This window comes from Profundibacter sp. (genome assembly GCF_056498605.1).
This window is the reverse complement of the sequence record NZ_JBSMEZ010000025.1, coordinates 1-16,084: the sequence shown is the minus strand read 5'-3', so window position 1 is coordinate 16,084 and position 16,084 is coordinate 1. Positions and strand designations below refer to the sequence as shown.

Below are 16,084 nucleotides of genomic sequence, written 5' to 3'. Positions count from 1 at the left end.
ATATTAATGTGTTACCGACAATTGTCACGCGCAGCGCTGTAATATTTCATCTTATTGCGCCACAATTTGTCGCCCCGATCTTGACATTTGCCGTGTTTTGACTTGATATATGTCAATCGCCCACAGCTTGAGGCTCTCCATGCGCAGCACCGATATTCCAGCCATCCGCAGCCTTCCCTTGTTCAAGGAAATGACGGATGACAGTTTTGCCGAATTGGTGCGCGGTGCATATGTGCATACCTTCCCGCCCAACATGGAACTGATCATCGAAGGCGACCCCTGTGATTTCCTGCATATCGTTGTGGATGGCAGTGTCGAATTGCTGGCCAACTGGGGCGGGCGCGAAACCACCATGACCATCCTGCGCGAGGGCGCCACCTTTATTTTGGCCGCCGCTATCCGTGACGCCCCCAACCTGATGTCGGGCCGCACACTGGAACGCTCCCGCATCATCATGCTGCCCGCCGAAGACGTGCGACAGGTGTTCGAGAAAGACCACGACTTTGCCCGCGCAGTGGTGATGGAGCTGGCCTATTGCTATCGCGGCGTGATCAAAAGCGTGAAGGGACTAAAACTGCGCACCTCGATTGAACGTCTGGCGAACTACCTGCTGAAGTGGCAGGAAAAAACCGGCGGGGCTGATACCTTCACCCTGACAATCGAAAAACGCCGCTTGGCCTCGGTTCTGGGCATGACACCGGAAAACCTGTCTCGCGCCATCAAATCGCTGCGCCCCTACGGGGTTAACATCGACGGGCAGACTGTCGAGATCACCAAACCGGGTGACCTTAAGCGGCTGGCCAAACCGACACCGCTGATTGACGACCCCAGAAGTTAGGGCAGATTTCCCAATAGAGGTCGTCCGACTAAAATTCGTCAGATGCCTGGAATGAGACTGAATTGACCATGCACTACATTGGCAACGCGAAGCGTTTTCTTAAAAGAAAACGGGCTGAAAAATTGCAATTTTCCATATCGGAATTTTGAAAATTCCGGCTGCCCGATTACCAGCATCGTCTCGTAAAGCGGACATTGCGATGCTGTTTTTGCGGCGCCAAATTATGCGCCGATGAAACACCAGCGATTATTGGAACATGCGGCCAGCCATGCACTTGATAATTTAACTCTTTTTTACGAATTCAACGTGCGTTTGGATTGTTGCCTTCAGTTATTGTGAATGTATTCCACCAACATTCTGGTCGAACCATCCTTACCCTCGGCACTCTCGTCCCCTGCCACAACCGGTGTAAGCGCGGTGGCCAACTCCTTGCCCAACTCAACCCCCCATTGGTCATAGGAATTCAGGCCCAAAATCACGCCTTCAACAAACACCCGATGCTCGTATAGTGCGATGATCTGGCCCAACATATGCGGCGTTAATTTTGGATAGATCAGCGTGGTTGATGGACGGTTTCCGGCGAATGTGCGGTGGCGCGCCTGACGTTCCTGCTCGTCCTCCGTCAGCCCTTTGGCCGCCATCATTTCGCGGGCCACATCCAATGATCTCCCCCGCATCAAGGCCTCGGATTGGGCCAGACAGTTGGCCAGCAACAGCTGGTGTTGATACACAAGATCAGGCTCAAACCCCTGTGCTGCAACCATGAAATCACAGGGCACAACATCGGTGCCCTGATGGATCAACTGGTAAAACGCATGCTGCCCGTTGGTGCCCGGCTCGCCCCAAACAACAGGGCCGCTGGAGCGGATTAAGGCGCTGCCGTCCATTGCCACGGATTTGCCGTTGCTTTCCATCTCCAACTGCTGGAAATAGGCTGGCAGCCGTGACAGGCGCTGGTCATAAGGCAGCACAGCGCGGGTGGCATAACCGCAAATCTGGTGGTGCCAGATGCCGACCAATGCCAGCAGGACCGGCATGTTATCCGCAAGGTCAGCAGTGCGGAAATGACCGTCCATCGCCGCCGCACCCCGTAGAAAATCGTGGAAATTGTCGGGGCCAATAGCGAGCATAATGCTCATCCCGATTGGTCCCCACAGCGAATAGCGCCCACCGACCCAATCCTCGAACCCAAACACCCGTTCCGGCGGGATACCGAATGTGCCGGTCTTTTCCTCGGCAGATGACAGGGCTGCAAATTGGGCCGCCGGATCATCCACAGATGCCGCCAGCCAGTCGCGTGCGGTCTGTGCATTTGTCATGGTTTCAATTGTGGTAAAGGTTTTGGAGGCGACAATCACCAGCGTGGTCGCCGGATCCAGCCCGCGCAGGGTATCGCTAATATGTGCCCCATCGACATTGGACACAAAATGCACCGCTGGCCCATCATGATAGGGTGCCAGCGCCAGCGTTGCCATTGCTGGTCCAAGGTCGGAACCACCAATGCCGATATTTACCACATCGGTGATCATGCCACCCTGCCCGGTGAACCGGCCCGCCCGCACGTCTTTGGCAAACGCATCCATCCGCTTCAATGTGGCCAAAACATCCGGCATCACGTCCACGCCATCCACCATCACCGCAGGACCATCCAGATTGCGCAACGCCGTGTGCAATACCGCACGACCTTCGGTCTCGTTGATCTTGTCGCCGGCAAACATCGCATCGCGCCGCGCCGTCACATTGGCGCTCTCGGCCAGCTCCAGCAGCAAAACCATTGTGCCATCATCGATGTTAGTCTTGGAATAATCGAACAACATATCGCCCAGTCGGGTGGAAAACGCCCCTGCCCGTCCGCTATCATCAAACAGTGACAGGATTGCACGGTCATTAACCTCGGCTTGCGCTTTAGAGAGTTGTTCCCAAATGCCCATCAAGGTGCCCAATGCACGCATGACCCCTTCAGAAACGCCGAAATCGGCGCGACCATAGGATCATTGATCTTGTGCGCGGCTTTCACCGCTTTGTTCTTGGTCTTGCCGGTGAACACCACATGCGTCGACATTGCGCCCTGCAACACCGGCGCGGTCAGCGTCACCCGTGGCTCGTCGCTTCCTTTGGCCCGCATCGGTAACAACAATGGCGCATGCGCATCAAACGCTTGCGCCAGATTGTCCGCCCCGGGAAACAGCGATGCTGTGTGCATATCTTGGCCCATACCAAGCAATAGAATATCGACCGGCAGCAACGGACCGATGGCACCTGACAAATCGGGCAGCGCCGTCTCGATACAGTCAGCGTCTTTATAAAGCGGAATATAGGTGGCCGCTGCGGCCTGATCCACCAGCAGCCGTTCACGCAACAGGCGGGTGTTGGAGCGCGTCGAACTTTCCGGCACCCAGCGTTCATCGGTTAGCATGATATTGACGCGGTCCCAGTCCAGATGCACGCCACACAGGATATCGAATATCGGCCCCGGCGTGGTGCCACCGGGTACGACCAGCGTCACACGGTCCTTATTGTGTAGGGCGTCGTTAATTTCGCTGGCCAGCAAATCGGCCAAATCCATCGCCATCATTTCAGCATCGGGGTATTTTATCTTTTTCATTTACGATATCTCCCGCCAGCGGCGGCCCTCTTTGTGCATTAACATCAGCGCGTCTTCCGGTCCTGAACTTCCTGCATCATAAGGTTTAGGCGCATCGCCGCGATCTTGCCAGCCCTCAATGATCGGGTCGGTCCATGCCCAAGCGGCCTCCACCTCGTCACCGCGCATAAACAGGGTCTGGTTGCCACGGATCACATCCATGATCAGCCGCTCATAGGCGTCCGGAATATCATCCGCATCCTCACCCAATGCCTCGGCAAAACTCATATCAAGCGGCACCGACATCAGGCGCATACCACCTGGCCCCGGCTCCTTGATGGTGACGCGCATATCCATACCCTCGTCGGGCTGTAGATGGATGATCAGCTCGTTACAGCGCCGCCCGTCTTGTGGCTCGAATATGAGGTGCGGCGGGTCTTTGAACACCACGGCAATTTCGGATTTGCGGGCTCGCAGCCGCTTGCCTGTGCGCAGGTAAAACGGTGTGCCGCTCCAGCGCCAGTTTGAAATCCGCACCTTCATTGCCAAAAAACTCTCGGTCTTGCTGTCGGAGTTTTCGGAATCTTCAACATAGGACGGCTCATCCCCGTCCGCCCGATACTGGCCGCGCACAATATCCTCGGATGGCACCGGCTCCAGCGCGCGGATCACCTTCAGTTTTTCGTCGCGCACGGAATCCGGATCAAAATGTGCCGGTGGCTCCATCGCGATCAGGCACAGCAGTTGCATCAAATGGTTTTGCACCATATCGCGCATCGCGCCGGATTTGTCATAATAGGCACCGCGCCCGCCAACCCCGACGGTTTCCGATACGGTGATCTGGATATGATCGACATATTGCGCATTCCACAGCGGTTCAAACAGGATATTGGCAAACCGCACCGCCATCAGGTTTTGCACGGTTTCCTTGCCCAGATAGTGATCAATCCGGTAAATCTGTGCCTCATCGAAAAACTCGGCCAGTGTCGCGTTCAACTTTTGCGCTGACTCCAGATCGTGACCAAAGGGTTTTTCCACCACAATACGCGCGTGTTTATTGGCGATCTTGTATTTATGCAGCCGTTTGGCCAATTCGCCAAACAGACGCGGACCGACCGAAAAATAGAACGCCTGCACCTCATCCTTGCGCACCACTTTGGCCAGATCCTTCCAGCCATCATCTCCCAATGCATCAATCTGGTAATAACTCAGGCTTTTGATAAACGCGTCAATCTTGTCGCCGTCATGCTTTTTCACATGCACGTATTTCTCAACCGCCTTGCGGGCAAAGGCACGATAGCTTTTGTCGTCATAATCGGTGCGGGCAGCCCCGATAATCCGCGCTCCTTCGGGCATTTGTCCGGCGACAAACCGGCGATACAGCCCCGGAAGTATCTTGCGCCGTGCCAGATCCCCCGTGCCGCCAAAAATAACCAGATCAAACGGTTCAACCGGAATAACACGCGATGCCATATTTTATCCTTCACAAATCATGTTAGCGCTAACTTATAATGTATTCTCAGCATTTACTATGCTCAAAATCATACTCTATCACAGGGTTTTTGCTTCACAACTTCGTCAGTCCAGTTAACAAGGGTTTTCAATGGCCTATATTGCACAGTAGCAATAGGTACATAAGCGATTAAAAAGAGAATATGATGAAAGATCAAGCTGTTGAACTGGCCAATATAGGTAAATTCGAGGATCGGATGATCACAGCCAAGGGCGAGGCACGGGCCTCCGTCGGCCTGACCCATGCGCAAACCCTGTGGTTCAACACCGGAACCCTTTGCAACATCACCTGTGTGAATTGCTATATCGAATCCTCGCCGATCAATGATCGGCTGGTTTTCCTCACTGTCGGGGATGTAACCGGTTATCTACAACAGATCACGCAACGCAATTGGCCGGTGCGTGAAATCGGCTTTACCGGCGGCGAGCCCTATATGAACCCGCAGATGAACGCGATGACCCGCGCAGCATTGGTTGCCGGATACGAGGTGCTGATCCTGACCAACGCCATGCGCCCGATGATGCGCAAATCGGTTCAGGCGGGGATCGAAAAACTGGTGGCCGAATTTGGCGACAAGCTGACCTTCCGTGTATCGCTGGATCACCATACACAAGCGCACCATGACCAGATGCGCGGCGACGGCGCCTATGATAAAACCTTAGAGGGCATGGATTGGCTGGCATCAATCGGTGCCCGCATGGCCGTGGCAGGCCGGATGCTGTGGCACGATTCCGAATCCGAGGAACGCGCCGGTTTTGCCGCGCTGTTTGCTAAACGCAGCTATGATATTGACGCTTCTAACCCTGCCATGTGCGTGCTGTTCCCCGAAATGGATGAAACGGTCGAAGTGCCGGAAATCACCACCGCCTGCTGGGACATTTTGAACAAGTCACCGAATGACGTGATGTGTTCCTCGTCCCGCATGGTGGTCAAACGCAAAGGCGCAGACCACGCGACAGTTCTGGCCTGCACCTTGCTGCCCTATTCCAAAGAATTCGAAATGGGCACGACACTGGAACAAGCCGAAGCAGACGTTTATCTAAACCACGCCCACTGCGCCAAATTCTGTGTGCTCGGCGGGGCCAGTTGCTCGGCGTAGTTGCATCATTGGCCATGGCATTTAGTTGACAGGTGACGTGTTTTCTTGAAAGAAAACGAGTTGGAAAATTTCAATTTTTCATGACGGGATGCAAACCTACCTGACCATATCGCCTATTGGCCTGCGTCACCCCAAACCTATAACGCCTCACCACTCGGCCCACGGTCCTGTGGCCCCTCCAGCACCCGCGCCAGTCGCAGTTCCGCATAGGTGCGCAACACCTGATTGACCAGCGCCTGATAGCCACGCCCCTTCATACGGAAAAACTTGGCCACCGGCGCGTCCAGCAGCAGAGTTATCCGAACCTTTTCTGGCTCGCAATGGAATGCCTCCTCCAACTCGGCCCACTTCTCGGGCGCGTGCAGTGACATAATTTCCGCGCCATAAACCCTCATGTGCAACCGCATTAGTGAATCCGTGGCGGCCTGCAAATATCGCAGATCGGTTTTCGTGGCTTTGCGGCCCGCAGGCTGTTTAATCGGATGCGGGTCATTTAAGTGTTCTGTCTTAAACATTTTCGGGCCTCACTATTGTAAAACCCGACCCTGCCAGACATCCCTTAACAGCCGTAAAACCGACCGTTCGCGACTCATATGGAATTCATATGCGATTCATATGGAAATCATATTGCCGATTTACGGCTTTCTTCCAGATAGATTTCGCGCAATCTTTTGGCCACCGGCCCCGGTGTTCCGTCGCCCATTTTCGCCCCGTCAATTTCGACCACAGGCATCACAAATGCACTGGCTGATGTGGTAAACGCCTCGTCCGCGCCTTGCGCTTCCTCAATGGTGAAACTGCGTTCTTCCACCACCATCTGCGCCTCTTTTGCAAACCGCAAAACAGCCGCGCGGGTGATGCCGTGCAGGATGTCGTTTGACAGCTGGCGGGTGATGATTTTGCCACCCTTGACGATATAGGCGTTGTTGCTTGTGCCCTCGGTCACATGGCCATCCTCGACCAGCCACGCATCATCGCATCCGGCCTTTTTGGCCATCATTTTGGCCATCGACGGATACAGCAATTGCACCGTTTTAATGTCGCGCCGGTGCCAGCGGATATCCTCTACTGATATCACCTTGGTGCCGCGTTTTGACAGATCGGAATCCGCAAGGTTAGGCACATTTTGTGTAAACAAAACAATGGTCGAGGGCACTTTTTCAGGGTCAGGAAACATGAAATCCCGATCGCCGGCTGACCCGCGCGTGATTTGCAAATAGATCATTCCATTGTCGATCCCGTTGACTTTTACCAGCTCGCGGTGGACCTCCAGCAGATCATCCATTTCAATCGGGCTGGCCATGTCCAGCTCGCTTAACGAGCGCTTCAGCCGCACCGCATGACCGTCAAAATCGATCAGTTTGCCATCCAGCACCGAGGTCACCTCATAAATCCCATCCGCCATCAAAAAACCGCGATCAAAAATCGAAACCGTGGCTTCACCTTCGGGCAGATATTCCCCGTTTACGTAAACTGTCCTGCTCATGATCTCTCTCCTGTTAACCCCAAAGGGCCGCGCTGGGGGGATGCACACCGGCATCATCAAATTTCAAGGGCTTATCGCGGTCTTCTGCCAACAACAACGGCCCATCAAGATCTGTATAGGCCACACCCTGCGCAATCAAGACCGCAGGCGCCATCGCCAAAGACGACCCCACCATACAGCCGACCATAACACCGTATCCTTCTGCCTCGGCAGCCGCTTTTAACTTGATCGCTTCAGTCAACCCGCCGCTTTTATCCAGCTTGATATTCACAATATCATACTTGCCCTTTAGATGCGGTAAGCTGCTGCAATCATGGCAACTTTCATCGGCACAAACCGGCACGGGACGCTCCATTCCAATCAGCGCTTCATCCTCGCCCGCAGGCAAAGGTTGTTCCACCAGCTTCACCCCAAGCCGCAGCAAATGCGGCGCCATCTCTGTATAAACCGCGGCGGACCAGCCCTCGTTTGCATCCACAATAATCGCCGATTTAGGGGCGCCGCTGCGCACCGCCTCTAGCCGCGCCATATCGTCTGGTGTGCCCAGCTTGATCTTTAACAGAGGGCGAAATGCATGCTTTGCTGCCTGTTCGCGCATCTTTTCAGGCGTGTCCAGCGACAGAGTATAGGCGGTAATCTCGGGGCCGGGCTTTGGCAATCCTGCCAACTCCCAAACCCGCTTGCCCGCTTGTTTCGCCTCCAGATCCCACAGCGCACAATCCACCGCATTTCGCGCCGCCCCTGCGGGCAAGGCACCTTGCAAATCGGCACGGCTGATGTCGGCTGGCAATCCCTCCACTTGCGCCGTTACACTCTCAAGCGTTTCGTCATACCGCGCATAGGGCACACATTCGCCCCAGCCGGTGATACCGTCCCGTTTAACCCGAACAGTCAGCACCTTGGCCTCGGTTCGTGACCCGCGCGAAATGGTGAATACTTGCGCCAATTTGAACACATCCGGCGTGACTGTAATTGTCATAATGCTGCCAATGCATCTACCAGGCGCCCAGCGCCCTGACGGAATGGATCGACCGCAGGCAGCCCCATCCGTTTCTCGACACCTTCCAAATAAGACAATGCCTCGTCCTCGCCAAAATGCTGGGTGTTCACCGATATCCCGGCCACCTGACACGCAGGGTTCACTACCCGCGCTATTGGTAATGCTGTGTCACGCAACAGCTCCAGCGACGGCAGAGTGTAATCCGGCAATCCCCGCATGTGGGTGCGTGTCGGCTCATGCGCCAAGATCAACGCATCGGGTTGACCGCCGTGGATCAACGCCATCGTCACACCCGAATACGAGGCGTGAAACAGGCTGCCCTGCCCTTCAATATGATCCCAATGATCCGCCTCGTTATCCGGCGTCAGATACTCAACCGACCCTGCCATAAAATCGGCCACCACTGCATCCAGCGGCACCCCGTGGCCGGTGATCAAAATACCGGTCTGTCCCGTGGCCCGAAACGTCGATTTCATCCCGCGCTTGTTCATTTCGGCGTCCATCGCCAGCGCTGTATACATCTTGCCAACTGAACAATCCGTGCCCACCGCCAGCACCCTTTTGCCGCTACGTTTGACCCCGCTAGCAATGGGGTAACCAACCGACGGCACCCGCACATCATGCAACGTGCCACCATAGGTTTGTGCCGCCGCCATCAACGGCCCCTCGTCACGCAGCAGATTGTGCAACCCGCTGGCAATATCGTATTCCATCTCCAGCGCCTGAACCATCACATCGCGCCAAGATTGCGAGATCATGCCACCACGGTTGGCCACCCCGATCACCAGCGTTTTCGCCCCCGCGACTTTCGCCTCGGCCAGCGTCATATCCTTCAGCCCAAGGTCGGCCCCACAGCCTTGCATCCGGAATTGCCCAACCGAATTTTCCGGCCTCCAATCTTTGATACCTTGGGCCACTTTGACGGCCAGCTGGTCCGGCGCATTGCCGAGAAATAGTAGATATGGTGTTTCGATCATGATTCTGCCCCTGAAAATATCCTAGGCAATAATGCGAGATCACTCCCGATATTGCATTGCATTAATTGCAGTTATTTATCCAATAATTCGATATTTCTTCGATTTATATGAAAAGTATTGGAATAATCTTCTGCAGCGGGTGTAAATGAATGTGATTCCTGCGGCTCATTGTAATTGGTGCAATCACAACCGTCGCGTTGCTCTTGCGACTGGCCGCGCACTATCATATCAAATCCCTAGCGCATTTCGAAACATCATTACCCATAGGTCCAATCATGAGCTTTCGCCTTCAACCCTCCGCCCCTGCCCGCCCCAACCGCTGCCAATTGTTCGGCCCCGGTTCCCGCGTTGAACTGTTCGAAAAAATGGCGAAAAGCGCCGCCGATGTGATCAACCTTGATCTGGAAGACAGCGTTGCACCTTCCGACAAGGATAACGCCCGTAACAACGTCATTGAAGCGATCAACGATATTGACTGGGGTAATAAATATCTAAGCGTGCGTTTGAACGGGCTGGATTCACCATACTGGTACCGCGATGTGGTCGATATTCTGGAAAGCGCTGGCGATCGAATTGACCAGTTCATGATCCCCAAAGTTGGCTGCGCTGCCGATATCTATGCGGTGGATGCGTTGGTTACAGCGGTTGAAACCGCCAAGGGGCGCACAAAGCCGATCAGTTTCGAGGTGATCATCGAAAGCGCGGCAGGCATTTCCCATGTCGAGGAAATCGCCGCCGCCTCGCCCCGCCTGCAAGCCATGTCACTGGGCGCGGCCGATTTCGCCGCCAGCATGGGGATGCAAACCACCGGCATCGGTGGCACGCAGGAAAACTATTACATGGCCCATCAGGGCGCGAAATACTGGTCCGACCCGTGGCACTGGGCGCAAACCGCCATCGTCGCGGCCTGTCGCACCCATGGGGTGCTGCCGGTTGACGGGCCGTTCGGGGATTTCTCGGATGATGCGGGTTTTATCGCCCAAGCGAAACGTTCGGCCACCTTGGGCATGGTTGGTAAATGGGCGATCCACCCGAAACAAATCGCACTGGCCAATGATGTGTTCACCCCTTCTGATGAACAGGTCAAAGAGGCCCGCGAGATCATCGCCGCAATGGAGCAAGCCAAGGCAAATGGTGAAGGGGCCACGGTTTACAAAGGGCGTCTGGTCGATATCGCCAGCATAAAACAAGCCGAAGTGATCGTGCGCCAATCCGAAATGATCAAGGGCGACTAACCCCTTCTTCTTTTCTTGGCGCAATTTGCATTTAGCGGCATCAGAACGCAGTTCCATCGAGTTTGGAAATTCGAGGCGGGTGCAATTCACACCCGCCTCATCCAACTATACAAGCGGCACACAGATATCCGTCAACAGATCATCCGGTGCGGTATCCATCGGATCATTCAGATATATCTCAAAACTTGGGTCTTCGCGTATTTCCTCGCCCGATTTGGGCAGCCATTCGCCAAACAAATAGTCATAGGCCGCCTTCAGCCCCGCATACGGCCCCTTGTAATGCATCACCGCCATTCGCCCGTCCGGTATTGTTATATCTTCCAGATTTTCAGGCATTTCAAAACTCTGATCCACCAATACTCCTGCATGGCTCCTCAATTCCTCAGGCGCAACGCTGCTAGGGTCATCGTAATACATCCCCACCATCCCCTGCGCCTGAGGCCACAAGTTGCGCGAGGCAAACACTGAGGCCACCTGCTGAAAGGCCGCGCCGATTTCCGGATACGGTCCTTTGTGGGATTTGGCTGCCAAACGGCGGGGCGGGGCGGTGATAATTTCTACTGGAAACACGGGGTATTCTCCTTTTCTGATTTGCAAAAATGGCGATGTTAAATCGCCACGTTTACGGAACCGGCCGGGGGACATGCCAAACACCTCGCCAAACGCGCGCGTGAAGCTCTGCGCGCTAGGATAACCACAACGCTTGGCCACCACAGCCACTGCATCATCGGTTTGCACCAGCCAACACGCTGCCCGATGCAGCCGAATACGCCTAGTTGCCTGCGCACAGGTTTCACCCGTCATCGCATGAAACACCCGATGCCAGTGAAACCGCGACATCGCGGCCACATCGGCCAATGTATCCAGTGACAAATCGCCCGCCGGATTGGCGTGGATATACTCCAGCACCCGCATCAGACGTTTTTCATAAGAATTCGGCATCTCGCCTCCAAATCGGCTCCACAATCACCAAACCACAACCGCATTTAACAAATCTTGCTGAACTGTCCCCGTTGCAAATCCTGCCTTACGCCTTCATATATCACAGCAACAGTATTTGCGGAGAACACCATGGCCAACTACCTCGAATTTGAAAAACCGCTGGCGGAAATCGAAAGCAAGGCCGAAGAGCTGCGCACGATGGCACGCGCGAGTGAGGAAATGGATATTGAGGCCGAGGCCGCAGCGCTGGATAAAAAAGCCGCTGCCATGTTGACCGATCTATATAAGGATCTGACCCCGTGGCGCAAATGTCAGGTCGCCCGCCACCCTGACCGGCCCCATTGCAAGGACTACATCAAGGCCCTGTTCAACGAATATACCCCACTTGCCGGTGACCGCAATTTTGCCGACGATCACGCTGTCATGGGCGGCCTGGCCCGTCTGGGCGACACCCCTGTGGTGGTGATCGGTTTGGAAAAAGGCCATGACACCAAAACCCGTATCGAGCGCAATTTCGGCATGGCCCGTCCCGAAGGATACCGCAAAGTGATCCGCCTGATGGAACTGGCCGACAACTTCGGCCTGCCGATCATCACGCTGGTCGACACTCCGGGTGCTTACCCCGGCAAAGGCGCCGAGGAACGCGGCCAATCCGAGGCGATTGCCCGCTCAACTGAAAAATGCCTGCAAGTAAAAGTGCCGTTGATTTCGGTGATCATCGGCGAAGGTGGGTCCGGTGGGGCGGTTGCGTTGGCCACAGCCAATAGATTGTTGATGCTTGAACATTCAGTTTATTCGGTGATTAGCCCCGAAGGCTGTGCCTCGATCCTGTGGAAAGACGCCGAGAAGATGCGCGAGGCCGCCGAGGCGCTACGCCTGACCGCGCAGGACTTGAAACAGTTGGGTGTTGTTGATGTCATCGTCAAGGAACCCGCAGGCGGCGCCCAACGCAACCGCGAGGCGGCAATCAAGGATGTTGGCAAAGCGTTAAATGCCACGCTGAAAGAGCTGTCCAAGAAAAAACCGAACGCCTTGGTCAAGGATCGGCGCGACAAATTTCTGGCGATCGGCGCCAAGGGGCTGGCAGCGTAGCCCAGTTCAACAGATTCTACAGGGCGTAGGCAATTGTTGTGACAGACGCCGATGTCGGCGCGCAAACCCGTTTCTTGTAACATTGTTAATAAAAATATCCAAAATCCGCCCCCAATAAAGCCAAATCCCCCGCTCGACCTCTCAAACGTTATGCTACCATATTCCACGCGAAAATATCTGGTGATGCATTTTGCCACTGGGGGAATGGACAAGGCTGTTGCGCGAACAATTCAGCCAAACCAAATGTTAGGGAGAGAATAACATGTTTAAGAAGTCGTTTATTGTAGGTGCTATGGTTGCACTGGGGGTGTCAGCAGGCGCTGCATTTGCTGAATATCCGGAAAAATCGATCACGATCGTTGTGCCATCCAAGGCGGGTGGGTCAACTGACCGCACCGCACGTCTTTTCACTGAACTGGCTGAAAAGAATTACGAAGGCTTCGAATTTGTGATTAAAAATGTCCCCGGCTCCGGTGGGCAAAAAGGGTTCGAGGCCATCGCACGTGCGGATGCTGACGGATATACAATCGGTCTGGTTTTCACTCCGCAACTGGTTGCCCATGTTGTTTCTGGCCGTGCTCAATATACTTTAGACAGCTTTCATGTGATGGGGAACACTGCGCAGGATCCTGCAATCGTGGTTGTGCCTAAAGACAGCGCGATTACCGATCTACCCAGTCTGGCTGCTGCTGCCAAAGCGGGCTCGCTAACTGTTGCAGTCAACGGCATCGGATCGGATGATTTTCTTGCTGCTAAAGCGTTTGAATCCGCAACAGGTGTAGAATTCAACTTGCTGCCAACCAAAGGCTCGACCGAGCAAAAAGCGGCGATCCTTGGTGGTCATGTTGATGCGGCATTCATGAATCTGTCACAAATGATCAAACAGCATGCAGCAGGCGACGCCCGCATTATCGCATTGCTGACCGATGAGCGTGACAGCCACCTACCGGAAATGACAACTGGTAAGGAACAGGGCATTGAAGTTCTGATGCGTGCGACACGTGGTTTCGTTGCCCCAGCGGGCATAGATGTCGACATTCAAGCACAGCTGGATAAAATGCTGACCGAAGTGATGGCCAGCGACGAATTTCAAGCCAACGCCATGACCGGCTCGATCTTCTTGCTGCCAATGTCAGGCACTGATTACCTGTCTTACCTGACGGGTTTGCAGGCCGAAACTCAGGCTGTGTTTGATAAAGCACCCTGGTAATGACCAAAAAGAATGTTGACCGCGCCATTTTGGCGCTGCTCATCGTAATGGCTGTGCTGCTATATTACAGCACAGCCAATTACCGAGGGATCGCCATTAAAACATCTGCCAAATACGTGCAGTTTCTGGCGATATCAATTGGAACATTATCAGTAGTTCAGTTGGCCCATAGCCTGCTGAAGGACAGAAGCTATAACAAGCTCGTTCTGACAGAAAACCTGCCGCGCTTTATTGGATTGCTGGTTGGATTGGTCATCTTTGCGCTGGTGTTTGAAACGCTGGGATTTTTTATTCCTTCGGCAGTGTTCATTCCGGTGGTGTCTTACATGCTCGGGTATCGAAATCTGATCACCATAGGTCTGACAACCGTTGGTGTATTGGGGTTTGTCTATCTGGTGTTCATTCAACTCTTGTCGGTCAATCTGCCCGGCCTCGAATTGTTTTAGAGGGGCGGGAAAATGTATGAATACCTAGCTATTGTTTTTTCAGGCCCCGCCCTGCTGACCATCACCATTGGCACGATTGCCGGTGTGGCGATTGGCGGAATGCCGGGGCTGACGGCCACTATGGCCGTGGGGCTATTGGTGCCGTTCACCTACACGATGGATCCGACAATGGGCATTATGCTGTTGGGCGGTATCTATTGCGGTGCGATGTATGGCGGATCCATACCTGCGATCCTGCTGAATACACCGGGCACACCGGCCGCAGTGGCCACCGCCATTGAAGGCTACCCGATGAGCAAAAAGGGTAAGGCAGGTCTGGCATTGAAAGTATCGGTCGTTGCCTCTTTTGTCGGCGGCACATTCTCGGTGATGATCCTGCTGTTATTTGCCCCTATTCTGGCGCGACAGGCGCTTGCGTTTGGCCCTGCCGAAACCTTCCTGCTCGCGTTGATGGGGCTGGCCGGAATTATTTCGATTGCTGATGAAAATTCATCATTGATCAAGGCGTTGATTGCGGGCCTGTTGGGCATGATCATTGCCGTGATTGGCACGGATGATATGTCGGGCAGCCAGCGTTATACGATGGGATTAATCGAACTGGTTGACGGTGTGGATTTCATGCCCGCCCTGATTGGCCTATTTTCGATGATCCAAATGCTGGAGCTGGCGGGGATGCACCAACACACGGTCGATACATCGGCTCTGCACAAAACCCAGAAAAGCGAGCCGTTGCCCAAAGGCATCGGCAAGCACATCGCATTGGGGTCTGGCACGGGGACGGTGATCGGTATCCTTCCGGGTGAAGGGGCAACCATTGCCGCGTTCATTTCCTACAACCTGTCAAAGCGCATATCAAAAACCAAAGAGCTGTTTGGCAAGGGCAACCCCGAAGGCATCGCCGCCGCCGAGGCTGGTAATAACGGCTGCGTTGGCGGATCATTGGTGCCAACCTTGACGCTGGGCATTCCCGGCAACTCGGTCGCGGCAGCGCTTATGGGGGCCTTCATCATCCACGGGATGATCCCTGGACCGGATCTGTTCACCGAATACGCCGACCGGACCTATCCGTTCATCATCTCGATGTTTGTAGCCAATGGCGTGTTTTTGATCGTCGGGCTAACCTTTGCGCCTTACCTCGCCCGCATCGCCCTGATCCCGCCCGCCATCATGGCGCCAGTGGTCAGTGCGTTCGCGGTGCTTGGGTCATACGCCCTGAACAATGCGGTATTTGATGTCTACATGATGATCTCATTTGCGCTGGGTGGCTTGGTGTTAAAAAAACTTGGTTTCTCGCTTGAAGCATTGATTCTTGGTCTGATCCTTGGCCCGATTGCAGAAGGTGGATTTACCCAAGGCATGATCATCGGTCACGGCTCGCCTTGGATTTTCTTTGAAAGCAATATCGCCAAGGTGATGTGGTTACTAATCCTGCTGCTGCTGCTGCCGCCGCTCTATTCTTACTATAAGTTGATCCGCGGCCAAAAAAGCGAAGCCTAGGTATATAATCCAATAAGGGGCGCATTGATTGCACCCCTTATTAGGGCCTGTTGACGTTTACCGCAAATGAATGACGGTTGCGACGATTGAAATCATGGCCTTAAAACTATCGTCAGTTTTACATGCACGTAATGCTATCCTTTTGAATTCCTTTATCTTTTGGAA

At 54.3% G+C, this 16,084-nt stretch carries 15 protein-coding genes; 7 read left to right on the top strand and 8 right to left on the bottom strand.

Annotated features, from left to right (window positions below):
• Nucleotides 1–139: 139 nt before the first annotated feature.
• Nucleotides 140–838: a cyclic nucleotide-binding domain-containing protein gene (locus ACWB12_RS02805; protein ID WP_479528542.1), complete on the top strand. Its 699-nt coding sequence runs from the start codon at nucleotides 140–142 to the stop codon at nucleotides 836–838.
• A 326-nt stretch (nucleotides 839–1,164) separates the two neighbouring features.
• Here ACWB12_RS02805 and pgi read toward each other — a convergent pair whose 3' ends face one another.
• The 3 genes from pgi to zwf are packed head-to-tail and all read right to left on the bottom strand — an operon-like array spanning nucleotide 1,165 to nucleotide 4,895.
• Nucleotides 1,165–2,769: a glucose-6-phosphate isomerase gene (pgi, locus tag ACWB12_RS02800; RefSeq protein ID WP_479528541.1), complete on the bottom strand. Its 1,605-nt coding sequence runs from the start codon at nucleotides 2,767–2,769 to the stop codon at nucleotides 1,165–1,167.
• The gene (gene pgl / locus ACWB12_RS02795; protein ID WP_479528540.1) at nucleotides 2,769–3,443 is read right to left on the bottom strand and encodes a 6-phosphogluconolactonase; all 675 of its coding nucleotides are present in this window, start codon (nucleotides 3,441–3,443) and stop codon (nucleotides 2,769–2,771) included. Before pgl ends, pgi begins: the two co-directional genes overlap by 1 nt.
• Complete coding sequence (gene zwf, locus ACWB12_RS02790; RefSeq protein ID WP_479528539.1) at nucleotides 3,444–4,895, bottom strand: glucose-6-phosphate dehydrogenase; 1,452 nt, start codon at nucleotides 4,893–4,895, stop codon at nucleotides 3,444–3,446. It abuts the gene before it with no gap.
• Nucleotides 4,896–5,080: 185 nt separating this feature from the next.
• Here zwf and ACWB12_RS02785 point away from each other — a divergent pair, with 185 nt between their 5' ends.
• A complete protein-coding gene (locus ACWB12_RS02785; RefSeq protein ID WP_479528538.1) occupies nucleotides 5,081–6,034 on the top strand; it encodes a radical SAM protein in 954 nt (317 codons plus the stop codon).
• A 137-nt stretch (nucleotides 6,035–6,171) separates the two neighbouring features.
• Here ACWB12_RS02785 and ACWB12_RS02780 read toward each other — a convergent pair whose 3' ends face one another.
• The 4 genes from ACWB12_RS02780 to dgcN all read right to left on the bottom strand — a co-directional run bounded on the left by ACWB12_RS02780 (nucleotide 6,172) and on the right by dgcN (nucleotide 9,497).
• Nucleotides 6,172–6,549 carry a BrnA antitoxin family protein gene (locus tag ACWB12_RS02780; protein WP_479528537.1) on the bottom strand — a complete coding sequence of 126 codons (378 nt, stop codon included), beginning with the start codon at nucleotides 6,547–6,549 and terminating at the stop codon, nucleotides 6,172–6,174.
• A gap of 107 nt (nucleotides 6,550–6,656) precedes the next feature.
• Nucleotides 6,657–7,520 (bottom strand): D-amino-acid transaminase, encoded by an 864-nt coding sequence (locus ACWB12_RS02775; RefSeq protein ID WP_479528536.1) that lies wholly within the window; start codon nucleotides 7,518–7,520, stop codon nucleotides 6,657–6,659.
• A gap of 13 nt (nucleotides 7,521–7,533) precedes the next feature.
• A complete protein-coding gene (dgcA, locus tag ACWB12_RS02770) occupies nucleotides 7,534–8,499 on the bottom strand; it encodes an N-acetyl-D-Glu racemase DgcA (RefSeq protein WP_479528535.1) in 966 nt (321 codons plus the stop codon).
• Nucleotides 8,496–9,497, bottom strand: coding sequence for an N-acetyltransferase DgcN (dgcN, locus tag ACWB12_RS02765; protein ID WP_479528534.1), 1,002 nt, complete (start codon nucleotides 9,495–9,497; stop codon nucleotides 8,496–8,498). The genes dgcA and dgcN overlap by 4 nt, the downstream gene beginning before the upstream one ends.
• Before the next feature lie 275 nt (nucleotides 9,498–9,772).
• Here dgcN and ACWB12_RS02760 point away from each other — a divergent pair, with 275 nt between their 5' ends.
• Nucleotides 9,773–10,732 carry an L-malyl-CoA/beta-methylmalyl-CoA lyase gene (locus tag ACWB12_RS02760; protein ID WP_479528533.1) on the top strand — a complete coding sequence of 320 codons (960 nt, stop codon included), beginning with the start codon at nucleotides 9,773–9,775 and terminating at the stop codon, nucleotides 10,730–10,732.
• A gap of 105 nt (nucleotides 10,733–10,837) precedes the next feature.
• On the opposite strand, the gene ACWB12_RS02755 is transcribed toward ACWB12_RS02760, so the two are convergent.
• Nucleotides 10,838–11,674 (bottom strand): AraC family transcriptional regulator, encoded by an 837-nt coding sequence (locus ACWB12_RS02755; protein WP_479528532.1) that lies wholly within the window; start codon nucleotides 11,672–11,674, stop codon nucleotides 10,838–10,840.
• 129 nt (nucleotides 11,675–11,803) lie between these two features.
• Here ACWB12_RS02755 and ACWB12_RS02750 point away from each other — a divergent pair, with 129 nt between their 5' ends.
• From ACWB12_RS02750 to ACWB12_RS02735, 4 genes are all read left to right on the top strand, one after another.
• Nucleotides 11,804–12,766 (top strand): acetyl-CoA carboxylase carboxyltransferase subunit alpha, encoded by a 963-nt coding sequence (locus ACWB12_RS02750; protein WP_479528531.1) that lies wholly within the window; start codon nucleotides 11,804–11,806, stop codon nucleotides 12,764–12,766.
• 262 nt (nucleotides 12,767–13,028) lie between these two features.
• Nucleotides 13,029–13,976 carry a Bug family tripartite tricarboxylate transporter substrate binding protein gene (locus tag ACWB12_RS02745; RefSeq protein WP_479528530.1) on the top strand — a complete coding sequence of 316 codons (948 nt, stop codon included), beginning with the start codon at nucleotides 13,029–13,031 and terminating at the stop codon, nucleotides 13,974–13,976.
• Nucleotides 13,976–14,422, top strand: coding sequence for a tripartite tricarboxylate transporter TctB family protein (locus tag ACWB12_RS02740; RefSeq protein ID WP_479528529.1), 447 nt, complete (start codon nucleotides 13,976–13,978; stop codon nucleotides 14,420–14,422). The genes ACWB12_RS02745 and ACWB12_RS02740 overlap by 1 nt, the downstream gene beginning before the upstream one ends.
• 12 nt (nucleotides 14,423–14,434) lie before the next feature.
• Nucleotides 14,435–15,919, top strand: coding sequence for a tripartite tricarboxylate transporter permease (locus ACWB12_RS02735; protein ID WP_479528528.1), 1,485 nt, complete (start codon nucleotides 14,435–14,437; stop codon nucleotides 15,917–15,919).
• Nucleotides 15,920–16,084 lie beyond the last annotated feature (165 nt).

Excerpts from the sequence above, each read along its gene's own strand:
- ACWB12_RS02805 (WP_479528542.1), top strand. The coding sequence starts at position 140 with ATGCGCAGCACCGATATTCCAGCCATCCGCAGCCTTCCCTTGTTCAAG.
- ACWB12_RS02755 (WP_479528532.1), bottom strand. The coding sequence starts at position 11,674 with ATGCCGAATTCTTATGAAAAACGTCTGATGCGGGTGCTGGAGTATATC.
- zwf (WP_479528539.1), bottom strand. The coding sequence starts at position 4,895 with ATGGCATCGCGTGTTATTCCGGTTGAACCGTTTGATCTGGTTATTTTT.
- dgcA (WP_479528535.1), bottom strand. The coding sequence starts at position 8,499 with ATGACAATTACAGTCACGCCGGATGTGTTCAAATTGGCGCAAGTATTC.
- ACWB12_RS02775 (WP_479528536.1), bottom strand. The coding sequence starts at position 7,520 with ATGAGCAGGACAGTTTACGTAAACGGGGAATATCTGCCCGAAGGTGAA.
- ACWB12_RS02740 (WP_479528529.1), top strand. The coding sequence starts at position 13,976 with ATGACCAAAAAGAATGTTGACCGCGCCATTTTGGCGCTGCTCATCGTA.
- ACWB12_RS02750 (WP_479528531.1), top strand. The coding sequence starts at position 11,804 with ATGGCCAACTACCTCGAATTTGAAAAACCGCTGGCGGAAATCGAAAGC.
- dgcN (WP_479528534.1), bottom strand. The coding sequence starts at position 9,497 with ATGATCGAAACACCATATCTACTATTTCTCGGCAATGCGCCGGACCAG.
- ACWB12_RS02785 (WP_479528538.1), top strand. The coding sequence starts at position 5,081 with ATGAAAGATCAAGCTGTTGAACTGGCCAATATAGGTAAATTCGAGGAT.
- pgl (WP_479528540.1), bottom strand. The coding sequence starts at position 3,443 with ATGAAAAAGATAAAATACCCCGATGCTGAAATGATGGCGATGGATTTG.
- ACWB12_RS02735 (WP_479528528.1), top strand. The coding sequence starts at position 14,435 with ATGTATGAATACCTAGCTATTGTTTTTTCAGGCCCCGCCCTGCTGACC.
- ACWB12_RS02760 (WP_479528533.1), top strand. The coding sequence starts at position 9,773 with ATGAGCTTTCGCCTTCAACCCTCCGCCCCTGCCCGCCCCAACCGCTGC.
- ACWB12_RS02745 (WP_479528530.1), top strand. The coding sequence starts at position 13,029 with ATGTTTAAGAAGTCGTTTATTGTAGGTGCTATGGTTGCACTGGGGGTG.
- ACWB12_RS02780 (WP_479528537.1), bottom strand. The coding sequence starts at position 6,549 with ATGTTTAAGACAGAACACTTAAATGACCCGCATCCGATTAAACAGCCT.
- pgi (WP_479528541.1), bottom strand. The coding sequence starts at position 2,769 with ATGGGCATTTGGGAACAACTCTCTAAAGCGCAAGCCGAGGTTAATGAC.